The organism is Bacteroides intestinalis (assembly GCF_003464595.1).
GTDB classification, from domain to species: domain Bacteria; phylum Bacteroidota; class Bacteroidia; order Bacteroidales; family Bacteroidaceae; genus Bacteroides; species Bacteroides intestinalis_A.
This window is the reverse complement of sequence record NZ_QRZF01000026.1, coordinates 61441-73194: the sequence shown is the minus strand read 5'-3', so window position 1 is coordinate 73194 and position 11754 is coordinate 61441. Positions and strand designations below refer to the sequence as shown.

6 protein-coding genes and 1 pseudogene are annotated in these 11754 nt (G+C 40.0%); 5 read left to right on the top strand and 2 right to left on the bottom strand.

The features are described from left to right. Window positions 1-390: pseudogene (locus tag DWW10_RS23285) on the top strand (hypothetical protein); the annotation flags it as partial. A 110-nt stretch (window positions 391-500) separates the two neighbouring features. Here the strand turns inward: DWW10_RS23285 and ybeY are convergent. Then, window positions 501-911 (bottom strand): rRNA maturation RNase YbeY, encoded by a 411-nt coding sequence (gene ybeY / locus DWW10_RS23280; protein WP_022392381.1) that lies wholly within the window; start codon window positions 909-911, stop codon window positions 501-503. A 26-nt stretch (window positions 912-937) separates the two neighbouring features. Further along, the gene (locus DWW10_RS23275) at window positions 938-2170 is read right to left on the bottom strand and encodes a nucleoside recognition domain-containing protein (protein ID WP_022392382.1); all 1233 of its coding nucleotides are present in this window, start codon (window positions 2168-2170) and stop codon (window positions 938-940) included. 202 nt (window positions 2171-2372) lie between these two features. On the opposite strand from DWW10_RS23275, the gene DWW10_RS23270 reads away from it, so the two are divergent. From DWW10_RS23270 to DWW10_RS23255, 4 genes are all read left to right on the top strand, one after another. After that, complete coding sequence (locus DWW10_RS23270; protein ID WP_118422247.1) at window positions 2373-4331, top strand: sialate O-acetylesterase; 1959 nt, start codon at window positions 2373-2375, stop codon at window positions 4329-4331. A 270-nt stretch (window positions 4332-4601) separates the two neighbouring features. After that, window positions 4602-6596: a tetratricopeptide repeat-containing sensor histidine kinase gene (locus DWW10_RS23265; RefSeq protein WP_118422248.1), complete on the top strand. Its 1995-nt coding sequence runs from the start codon at window positions 4602-4604 to the stop codon at window positions 6594-6596. 585 nt (window positions 6597-7181) lie between these two features. Beyond that, entirely contained in the window at window positions 7182-8642 is a 1461-nt protein-coding gene (locus DWW10_RS23260) for an IPT/TIG domain-containing protein (protein WP_118422249.1), read from the top strand. Between the two features lie 25 nt (window positions 8643-8667). Continuing rightward, entirely contained in the window at window positions 8668-11754 is a 3087-nt protein-coding gene (locus DWW10_RS23255; RefSeq protein ID WP_118422271.1) for a SusC/RagA family TonB-linked outer membrane protein, read from the top strand.

Here is an 11754-nt window from a genome sequence, read left to right as displayed (position 1 = left end):
GTTCCCTTTGCCGAAGGTCAGATGTTGGGTGATATCGGTTTGAAGACGCGTGGCTGGGGTAATGTTTCGGTTGAGAATAATCATATTGATGTATTTATCTTCGAATTTGCTGATGTGTTACATTGGCTTTCTAAGGAGTACAACGAGCCTCGTTTCTCTGATTTTGCTGAGGTTATTTCCACTTCCATGCGTCAACTGCTTCCTTATGAAGGTCATATGTGTGGTGTTGCCAAAGTCGGTTATTACCCTGAGGTTGTCCAACACACTAACTGGGATTACGGTCGTAATGGTAAGGGATATTACAATGATATCTTTGCTCCGGGTTGGACGGTTGCCTCATTGTGGGAACTCTTTTCACCGGGACGTGCAGAGAAGTTCTTATTGAAATAGAATATGGATTCAATATAAAAAGCATCTCCGTTTAATCAGATAATGTATTTTGATTAAACGGAGATGCTTTTTATATTATATCCTTATACAAGGATACTATCTTGATCTTTTTATCGCATAACCAGTGCCTTGTTTTCTGCCTCTTCCATTATTTCCCGTTCTCCCGGACCTTTATCATTAATCCCGCATAGGTGCAATATGCCATGAATAATAACGCGATGTAGCTCTGTTTCGTAATCACTGCCGAACTGTTCCGCATTTGTGCGTACCGTATCAAGGCTAATAAATAAATCTCCACTAAGACGATTGCCTTCACAATAGTCAAAGGTAATAATATCTGTGTAATAGTCATGTTGCAGATATTGACGATTTACCTCAAGTATCTTTTCATCGGAACAGAAAATATAGGCGATTTCACCGACTCTTTTTTCATAAGTTGCAGCAACGGCCTTAATCCATTCCGTTGTTTTGCTTTTTTTGATGGCGGGCATTTCTACACCGTCTGTCTGATAAGAAACCATATCAATTAAAAATTAAGAATTAAAAATCAAAAGAAGAACATGTAACTGATGATGATGGCGGCAAGGATACCTGCCAAGTCCGCTATCAGTCCGCAGGTGACAGCATTGCGTGTCTTGGTGATACCTACACTGCCGAAATACACTGCCAGAATATAAAACGTAGTGTCTGAGGCACCACGGGCTACACAGCTCATACGCCCTACGAAGGAGTCCGCCCCATATTCTTTCATGGTATCGATCATTAATCCGTTGGCCCCACTACCACTCAGCGATTTCATCAGTGCAGTTGGTAAAGCACCTACAAAACTGGTATCTACACCGAACAATCCCACTACATAGCCGATGCCACTTACTAACATATCCATTGCACCGGAAGTTCGGAATACGGCAATACCCACCAGAAATGCAACCAAATAGGGAATGATGCGAACAGCAGTGGTAAATCCTTCTTTAGCACCTTCCACAAAAGCGTCATATACATTTATTTTCTTCCATAATCCCCATACAATGAACAGCAGGATGATACTGAATAAAATAATGTTGGCAATCAATGTGGAATATGTGCCGATTTCTTCCCGACCGAGTCGCATAAACAGGTAAATCAATCCGGCAAAGAAAAGGCTGATACAACCAATGAGGATAAGGATAGGCTTATTAATAAGATTAATGCGCTGTGCGATACTAACCGCAATTACTCCTACAAGAGTAGAGATAGCAGATGTTATCAGTATTGGTATAAATATATCAGTAGGTTGTGTAGCACCCATCTGTGCACGATACATCATAATGCTGATTGGAATTAGTATCAGTCCGGAAGTGTTGAGCACCAGGAACATAACCATTGGATTAGTCGCCGTATCCTTTTGGGGGTTCAATTCTTGCAGTTCTTTCATAGCTTTCAATCCCATTGGGGTAGCAGCATTATCGAGCCCCAGCATATTGGCTGACAGGTTCATAAAGATAGAACCCATAGCAGGATGTCCTTTCGGTATTTCGGGGAAGAGGCGACAGAAAACAGGGCTTAACCAGCGGGATAACGCATTAATCATACCACTTTGCTCGCCAATCTTCATAATACCCAGCCAGAGTGAAAGAATACCAGTCAACCCCAAAGATATTTCGAAAGCCGTTTTTGAGGAAGTAAATGTAGAGTTGACCAGCTCCGTAAAGATTTCAGTGTTGCCCATAAACAGAAGTTTGATGAGTGCCACAATGAAAGCAATTACAAAGAATGCTACCCAAATGTAATTTAAAACCATAAAATAATGCGTTGATTTCTATGCAAAAGTAGGAATATCTTTCCATTCAGCATGATAAATGGAAAGATTATTGCATTTATTAGGGCAATAACGCTATTTCAAATATGAAATTCTGGTTATCTTTGCTTTCTGACATTGAAGCGGTTGTATATTATGAAACGACTGTTTGTAATGCCTCTGTTTAAATCAATAATTAAATAATATGAGAAACAAATGTATTTTATTTGCAGCTTTGCTGATGTTATCCGGTGCAATCTCTGCCAAGGTTGTATTGCCACCGATATTCTCAGATAATATGGTACTTCAGCAACAAGCGGATGCTCCTGTCTGGGGTGAAGCTAAGCCGATGAAAACGGTAAAAGTAACAACTTCCTGGGATGGAAAGACGTATGAGACACAGGCTAACAAAGAAGGTAAATGGAAACTTTCTGTCCGCACACCTGAGGCGGGTGGCCCCTATGAACTTACGCTGACCGATGGACAGCAACTGATATTAAAAAATGTAATGATTGGTGAAGTCTGGATATGTTCCGGACAATCCAATATGGAAATGCCTCTGGAAGGTTGGGGAAAGATTATGGATTACAAAAAAGAGATTGCAGCGGCCGATCATCCTAATATCCGTTTATTACATGTAGAACATGTGACGAGTACACAACCGGAGTCCGATATCAAAATCCGTGATAATGGCTGGCTGGTATGTTCGCCACAAACTATTCTTAATTTCTCGGCTACTGCTTACTTCTTCGGTCGTGAAATCTCAGAAAAACAGAATGTGCCTGTGGGATTGATTCATACTTCCTGGGGAGGAACAAATGTCGAATCCTGGATAAGTGGGAAAGTGTTGCAAGAGATGCCGGACTTTAGCAATGTAGTGGAGGAAGTCTGTGCTATGCCTGATAAAACTGCGATGAAAGCGGAATATCTGAAAACTTTGGAAGCTTGGAATAATCGTGTGGATGAAGGTTTTTCTGCCGGAAAACCGGTACGGGCAGAAGTCTCTTTGGATGATAGTAACTGGTCAAAAATGAAATTCCCCGGTATGGTGGAGGAACAAGGGCTTAATGGCTTTGACGGACTAATCTGGCTCCGCCGAACCGTTGATATACCTGCATCCTGGGCAGGTAAAAAGGTTCAAATGATTTTAGGTACTATCGATGATAATGATATTACGTATTGGAATGGTAAGGAAGTTGGGCGTACTACTGGTTATACTATTCAGCGCAATTATACCGTCCCTGGTAAATTAGTCAAAGCTGGACCACTCAGTCTGGCTATTCGTATTGTAGATACAGGTGGTGGTTGCGGCATGCCTAACGATCTTTATCTTCGTTCTGCCAATGGAGAGCAAATTAGCCTCGCAGGAGAGTGGAAATACCAAGTGGCGGCTGATGCCCGTAAAGAGGGAATGCCTCCGAAAGACATGTCCGAAAATCCTAATCTACCGACATCTTTGTATAATGCTATGATTCATCCACTGGTGCCTTACGGTATTCGTGGCGCTATCTGGTATCAGGGAGAAAACAATGCTTCACGTGCTTATCAATATCGTGAACTTTTCCCGCTGGTCATTGAAAACTGGCGTAAAGATTGGGAACAGGATTTTCCATTCTACTTTGTACAGTTAGCCAACTTTAAACCAGTATCTTCGGAGCCGGTTGATTCTGATTGGGCGGAACTTCGCGAAGCACAAACCCGTACATTATCTGTGGCAAATACGGGTATGGCCGTAATCATAGATAAAGGTGAAGCAAATGATATTCACCCCAAAGATAAACAGGCAGTTGGTCATCGTTTGGCATTGATAGCCCGTGCCAAGACGTACGGAGAGCAAATACCTTATTCAGGTCCTATGTACCACTCCTATGAGGTAGATGGAGATAAGATTATCCTTTCCTTTGACCATACTGAAGGAGGCTTAAAGAGTGGTGATGGAAAAACATTGCAAGGTTTTTCTATTGCCGGACGCGATCACAAATTCCACTGGGCAAAAGCAGAGATACAAGGCGATAAGATTGTGGTAAGTTCTCCGGAAGTATCATACCCCGTTGCTGTTCGCTATGCATGGGCCGATAATCCGGTTTGTAATTTGTATAATGGTGCAGGGCTTCCGGCTTCACCTTTCCGTACAGATGACTGGAAAGGAGTGACACTGAAATAATTTACTCGTTTGGTATAATCGTAACTCCGCTTATTGTCAATTGTACATTATTGATAATAAGCGGAGTTTCTTTTAATGCTGCTTGCTTATAGATACTATGAAAGCGGATCATTATCCATTAACTCGCTTTTTATGTCTAAAAAATGCTTACTATATGCAATAAAAAGATAAAAATCGTCAATTCTCATACTTTGCAGGATAGGCTGATATTTTATTTCATGTATAAAATATATCTTTATCATCCTATAATATACAACAGACAAATAGCTTATGATGAAAAAAACGATTCTTGCCTGTGTTTTTCTGCAATTGGTTTTAGGAACTGTCTTTGCCCAAACAGTTGATTCTACCCATATCAAAAATATGCATGCTTATTACAAAAAGCATTTTAGTGACCCGACTGATCCCATAGTGCTGATGGCATCGGATACACTGCTGGATATGGCAATCAGATGCAATGATACAGTAATGTCTAAAATAGCTTTGGGAGCTAAGTTAGACTATTATTATTATGGTCAAGGTGAGAATCGTACAGATAGTGTCATAGCTGGAGTGAATCGCTTAAAGAAATTTGCCCGGAGTGTTGGGAATGCTGAACTTTACTACTGGGCATGGGCTGCCAGACTGGTTAATTATTATATCATACAGGGAGAATATAATATTGCTCTTCTCGAAGCTGAGAAGATGTTGCAGGAGGCAAAAGAGGAGGGAAAGCAAGAAAGTATTGCTGAATGTTATTATGCGTTAGCCAATGTTTATTCAGCGAAAGGTTTAATGAAAAAATCTCAGGAGTTTATGCTTAAGGAGATAGACATTTTTGAGAATACCGATGTTGTAAGATATAATATATCCTTTCAGTATAGTGATGCCGCAAAAATATACATTGATCTGGGTGAAGAAGAAAAAGCTCCCGAACTACTTAAAAAAGCACTTAAGGCAGTCAAGTCTCCTTATCATGAAGTGACGGTAAACTTGGTTTATGTATCACTTTATCTTGCGCAGGGTGATACGGTGGCTGCCCGTCAGGCATTGGAGAAGTGTAGGCAAATGTATGCGAATGAGCCTTCACTGAAACGCCATATACACTATTTGTATGATGTGGAAATTGATTATAACTGGAAAGTCGGTAATTACCAGAAAGCTCTTAGTGTATTGGATGAGCGGGAAACTGAATTAAAGAAGAAAAATAATTTAGCCACTTTGATGCAGCTGAGAAAAACGAAAGCGGATATTCTTTGGGATATGAACCGTAAAGAAGAGGCTGCCAGATTATATCGTGATTTTCTCTTGGAACAAAAGAAGGAGAAAGAAAGGAACGAAGAGGTTGCTACCGGTGAATTTGCTACTATGCTGAATCTGCAACAACTTACTGCTGAAAAGGGACGGTTGGAAAAGATTTCTCAAGAAAAGCAACTTCAAAATACCCGCATCATTCTTTTCTCTGTTATAGGAATTTTATGTATCGTTGTTGTTTTCTTGTGGCAACAGAAAAAACTCAATACCAAATTAGAAAGATCAAGGGATAAGCTGGATGAAAAGAATCGTATATTGATTGAAGCCAAGGAAGAACTGCATAAGGCCAAAGAGGCTGCAGAGCAGAGTAATTGGCTGAAAACAATGTTTATTCAGAATATGTCCCATGAAATTCGTACTCCTCTGAATTCCATTGTCGGATTCTCCGGAGTATTGGTTGACATGCTCGATGATAAAGAAGACATCGGGCAATATGTAGCCTTGATAGAAAGTAACAGTAAGTTGCTGTTAAAGCTGGTAGGTGATATTCTTGATATCTCAATCCTTGATAGTGAGGTTGAAATTAAGCACAATGCGGTTGATGTCAATGCTTGTTGCCAAGCCTCAATAGATGTGGCAGGAGCTTTGTTTTCTCCGGATATAAAACTTATTTTTAAACCGACCTGTGATGAACTGATCATAAATAGTAATTATAACTATATAGTGCAGGTACTTGATAACCTGCTGAGCAATGCATCGAAATTCACGCATGAAGGTTCTGTCACATTGGCTTATGAGACAAGGAAAGAAACGAATCAATTGATTTTTACGGTTACGGATACCGGAATAGGTATTCCCATTGACGAGCAAGAACATGTGTTTGAACGTTTCGTTAAGCTGGATAACTTTAGTCAGGGAGCGGGACTAGGTTTATCTATTTGCCGTATCGTTGCAGAAAGATTGGGCGGTTTTCTGATTATAGATAAAGAATATACCCAAGGAACCCGTTTTATCTTTTGTGTGTCGATGTAAAAGATCAAATGAAAAAATAGATGTGTGTATTTATGGCATTTTAATTACCAGTAAGCGTACTGTTACTTCCTTTTTTCTGATACTTTTCGCTGGTCCCCAAGTGATTAGCATAACTTATCAATATCCGGATTTTTATATTCTTTCAAAATACTGCAATATATCAATACTTTATCCGAATCCTATATTGGTGTCAATATGATAGGATTTATAATGACGTTGTCGGCAAAAATATGGTGTCTGCTACGTTTTAATCCTATTGGAATGGCATCCTTTTGCGAGTAATTTGCCAGAAAATAACATTATTCTTCTATCTGATATATGAATCTCAATTTTGGGTGATAAATGCTAATATCTGGTCGAATAATATTATCAGATGCTATGGTGCATCTCCTATTTTTGCGTCTGAACTAACGAAAACAAGGCTATAGATTTATAGCGGTTGACCGTTTTCAAGAGTGTATTTCTGCTTGATAATATTGCTTGTTAATTACTATGCTGAGCCATCTTAAAAAATAATTTGAAATAAGAATTATCTGGTTGATTAACTATAATTCAAATTTATGTGAAACTTTAAATCTTTAAAAAATGAGACAAGTTAGAAAAAAGAAAAACATTGTGCAATTGTTTTTGCTGCTGTCCTTGATTTTCTGCTCTTGTAGTTCTAATGAGGACGATGGGACAACTGCTCCTTATGACGCAAGTAAGCCGATAGAAATTAGGGATTTCACTCCTAAAAAAGGTGGTGGACAGATGCAAATGATTATTTATGGTAGTAATTTTGGTACAGACCCCAAACTTATTTCTGTAAAAGTAGGTGGGAAAGATGCGCTTGTTATCAGCGCTAAAGGAACGAGCATTTACTGTGTGACGCCTAATAAATGCTATGAAGGTACAGTGGAAGTATCAGTACGAGAGTCAAAAGCTTCTGCTAAAGAGAAATTTGTTTATGAACGACAGAAAGTAGTGACTACTGTCTATGGTCATAAGGATGAGCGTGGAAATTATGATGTCGCTGATGGAACTTTTGCTGAGTCCTTTGAGAAGAATCATGGATTACTGAATCCTACCTGGCTTTCTTTTGATCCTAACAGTGATAATAAGATATTGTATCTGGCACAAGATGGACAACCGATGCGCATTATTGATTTGGAGAATAAGAGAATCAGTACGGGTTTGACTAATACCGGTACCACTCTTACGCGTATGCGTACGATTGCATGGACTGCCAAAGGCGATACGATGGTTATAGCCAATGATGGTGGTGGTCCGAATGACAGGGACGAGAATTTTGCAAGTACTGTTTTTGTTACCCGTGAAAACAATTTCCAAAAAGATGTGCAGGTATTAGCCATCGGTAAACAATGTAACGGAGCTGCATTGCATCCTGTTAATCAGGAGTTGTATTACAATAACTTCAGCCGGGGAAATTTATATCGTTATGATTTTCTTACCTATGGAGCAGGTGTAGAGGCCTCCACTTTGAACCGTGAGTTTATTTGTACGATTCAAGATAGTAACTGGGAGTTCAATATTACGATGCATCCAAGTGGCAATTATGCTTATCTGGTTGTGAAGAACCAACACTATATCATGCGTATGAATTATAATTGGGAGTCAAAAACCTTCGGTACACCTTATTTGATTTGTGGTGGAGTTTCGCAAGCTGGTTGGCTGGACGGAGTAGGTGCGAGTGCCCGTTTGTCCTCTCCCTATCAGGGAATATTTGTGAAAAATCAGACTTATGTAGCTGAAGGTAAAGAAGATCAATATGACTTCTATTTCTGCGATAGAGATAACCATGCAATCCGTGTTTTGACTCCGGAAGGTATTGTAACCACTTTTGCTGGGCGTGGTAGTACGAGTGTAGATGGAAAACCGGAAGGATATATCAATGGAGCTATCCGTGCGGATGCCCGTTTCAATAAACCGGTTTCATTGGCTTACGATGAGAAAAATGATGTTTTCTATATTGGAGAGACCGGAAACAATCTTCTGCGTAAGATCGCTTTGGAAGATTTGGAAGAAGAACCGGAGGAAGGAAAATAATTTTGTTCAGATTAATGTAGATAATATGAAAAACTTTATAATAACGATAGCCCTACTATTTGTTTTCTCGATAGGGATCTATGCGCAGAATACTATAGAAGTGACAGGTATAGTAACGGACTCAAATAAGGAGCCACTGATTGGCGTGAACGTAGCCGTAAAAGATATGCCTGGCTTGGGTACAATTACTGGTGTAAATGGTAGATATAAAATCAAAGTGGAACCTTACCACCGATTGGTTTTCTCTTATATAGGTTTTGATAAAGAAGAAGTCTTGATTAAAGAGCAGAATGTAGCCAATGTGGTGATGAAAGAAGCGTCGGACAACGTTCTGGATGAAGTTGTTATTACAGGTACAGGTGCACAAAAGAAGTTGACTGTAACCGGTGCCATCACTACAGTGAATGTACAGTCATTACAGCAGACGTCTACCGGTAACCTGACAAATGCATTAGCAGGTAATGTGGCCGGTGTAATGGCAATGCAGACTACCGGACAGCCGGGTAAGAATACATCCGAATTCTGGATTCGTGGTATCTCTACGTTTGGTGCCAGTACTTCCGCTTTGGTATTGGTCGATGGTTTTGAGCGCGATATGGATGACGTCAACATTGAAGATATAGAAACGTTTTCAGTATTGAAAGATGCTTCAGCAACCGCTATTTATGGTAGCCGTGGTGCAAACGGTGTTGTATTAATAACCACCAAACATGGTAAGGGCGGTAAGATTAATATCGATGCAAAGGTAGAGACCTCTTACAATGCCCGCACACTCACTCCGAGTTTTGCCGATGGATATACGTATGCGAATATGATGAATGAAGCTCGTACTACTCGTAATTTGCAACCTATTTATGATAATACGGAGTTGGAAATCTTGCGCTTAGGGCTCGATCCTGACTTATATCCTAATGTGGATTGGATGAATGTCTTAATGAAAGACGGTGCTATGACTTATCGTGCTAACCTGAATATGAATGGTGGTGGTTCTACTGCACGCTACTTTATTTCTATGAGTTATGTACAGGAAGGTGGTATGTTCAAGACAGATGATACTTTGAAGAAAGAGTATGATACCAACTGTAACGCCAATACATGGAACTACCGTTTGAATACGGATATTGATATAACCCGCAAGACTTTGCTAAAAGTCGGTGTATCCGGTTCTTTGAAGAAGTATAATGAATCAGGTTTCTCGAGTGATGCATGGCAGTCTTTAATGTATCAGAGTCCTATTAATATTCCTGTGATGTATTCCAATGGCTATGTTCCTGCTTATGGAACCGGTATTCAGGCGAATCCATGGGTACTTGCTACACAGACCGGTTATAAAGAATTTTGGGAAAATACCATTCAGACCAATATTACACTGGAGCAGAATCTGGATTTCCTTACGAAAGGTTTAAGATTTGTAGCTCGTTTTGGTTTTGATACTTGGAATAAGAATAATATCGAACGCATAAAGTGGCCGGAACAGTGGAGAGTACAACGCAGACGTGATGACAATGGTAATCTGGTATTCGATCGTATTTCTCCGGAATCACCCATGTTCCAAAAAAGTAGTGCGGAAGGTAACCGTAAAGAAGTTTTTGAGGCTGAATTGCATTACGACCGTACATTCAAGGGGCATCATGTGGGTGGAATCGTGAAACTGAATCAGGATTCAAGAGTATTTACTGTGAATGTTGGAGACGATTTGAAGAATGGTATTGCCCGTCGGCATTTGGGACTATCCGGACGTGTTAACTATAACTGGAACTATCGCTACTTCGTTGATTTCAACTTCGGTTATAATGGATCGGAAAATTTCGCTGACGGACATCGCTTTGGTTTCTTTCCAGCTGCGTCTGTTGCGTGGAATATTGCTGAAGAGTCTATTATCAAGAAGAATCTACCTTGGTTGAGTATGTTCAAAGTACGTTATTCTTATGGTAAGGTGGGAAATGATGTCCTGAAGATCGGTAATAATGAATTCCGTTTTCCGTATCTTTATACTATTGGTGATTCCAAAGAAGGATATCAATGGGCAGATTTTAATTATGACAAAGCATATACCAGTAAACTCTACACAGTATTGGCTTCTAATGATGCAACCTGGGAAATTGCTACCAAGCATGACTTGGGAGTAGATATGGCATTGTTCAACGATAAGTTCACAGCCAGTATTGACTACTTCCACGAGCAACGTGATGGGATATGGTTGGAACGTAAATTCTTACCTTACATGGCAGGAATCACTGCATGGCCTCATGCCAACGTAGGTGCCGTTCTTTCCGAAGGCTTTGACGGTCATTTTGCTTTCAAGCATAGATTCAATAAAGTCTTCTTTACTGTTCGTGGTAACTTTACATACAGTAAGAATACAATTCAGGAGAAGGATGAAGAATATCATGTTTATCCATATAAAATGGAGAAGGGATATCGTGTGAATCAGGCAAGAGGTCTGGTGTCTTTGGGCTTGTTCAAGGATTATGATGATATTCGTAACAGTCCGACACAGACATTCGGAACAGTGCAACCGGGTGACATCAAGTACAAGGACGTTAATGGTGACGGTATCATTGATGCGAATGATGAAGTACCTATTGGTGCGACTACCCGTCCTAACCTAATGTATGGTTTCGGTATTGCTGCTAACTGGAAAGGTTTGGATGTGAATGTACATTTCCAGGGTACAGGCAAGTCCTCATTCTTCGTAGAAGGCGCTACAGTGTATGCTTTTAGCCAAGGTGAATGGGGTAATATTCTCTCTCAGGTAGCTTCTTCTGATCGTTGGATCTCTGCTGATATTTCAGGTGATCCGGCGACTGAAAACCCGAATGCTTCTTATCCTCGTTTGAGCTTTGATGGAAATGAGAATAACTACCGTCATTCTACATTTTGGCTGCGTGATGGTTCTTATTTGCGTCTGAAAACGGTAGAACTCGGTTATACTTTGCCCAAAGAGATTGTTAATAAGATTCACTTCAACAATATTCGTATTTATTTTCGAGGTACTAACTTGTTGACTTTCTCAAAATTCAAATGGTGGGATCCGGAATTAGTCAGTTCAACCGGTACGCAATATCCCTTGACTAAAGCATTCTCCTTAGGATTATCTGTTAACTTATAA

Bases quoted from the DNA above. Each gene is read 5' to 3' on its own strand.
- DWW10_RS23270 (WP_118422247.1), top strand. From the start codon at position 2,373: ATGAGAAACAAATGTATTTTATTTGCAGCTTTGCTGATGTTATCCGGT.
- DWW10_RS23255 (WP_118422271.1), top strand. From the start codon at position 8,668: ATGAAAAACTTTATAATAACGATAGCCCTACTATTTGTTTTCTCGATA.
- ybeY (WP_022392381.1), bottom strand. From the start codon at position 911: ATGGTTTCTTATCAGACAGACGGTGTAGAAATGCCCGCCATCAAAAAA.
- DWW10_RS23260 (WP_118422249.1), top strand. From the start codon at position 7,182: ATGAGACAAGTTAGAAAAAAGAAAAACATTGTGCAATTGTTTTTGCTG.
- DWW10_RS23265 (WP_118422248.1), top strand. From the start codon at position 4,602: ATGATGAAAAAAACGATTCTTGCCTGTGTTTTTCTGCAATTGGTTTTA.
- DWW10_RS23275 (WP_022392382.1), bottom strand. From the start codon at position 2,170: ATGGTTTTAAATTACATTTGGGTAGCATTCTTTGTAATTGCTTTCATT.